Below are 383 nucleotides of genomic sequence, written 5' to 3'. Positions count from 1 at the left end.
GGTGGTACGGGCACGCGGCTGTGGCCGGTGTCGCGGGAGGCTTGTCCCAAGCCGTTCATCCGGCTGGCGGATGGCGAGACGCTGATCGAGAAGACCTACCGCCGGGCCGCCACGGTGGCGGCGGCCGGCGAGCTGCTCACGGTGACCAACCGCGACTACTACTTCATGAGCAAGGATGCGCTGGCGCAGGTGGCCTCGACCCGGCCGCTGACGGGGCGCTACCTGCTGGAGCCCGTGGGCCGCAATACCGCGCCCGCCATTGCCCTCGCGGCCCACTGGGTGGCGGCGCGCCACGGGCGCGACGCCTGCCTGCTGGTGCTGGCGGCAGACCACCTGATTCAGGACCCGGACGCCTTCCTCGCCGCCGTCGCCCGCGCCGAGGC

General features: G+C 73.4%; 1 protein-coding gene. It reads left to right on the top strand.

The features are described 5' to 3' along the window. Positions 1 to 383 (top strand): sugar phosphate nucleotidyltransferase (locus ACYQ1H_RS15590; protein ID WP_460028954.1); only part of this gene is annotated, 383 nt, incomplete at both ends.

Source organism: Methyloparacoccus murrellii (assembly GCF_054657115.1).
This window is presented reverse-complemented; position numbering and strand designations above follow the sequence as displayed.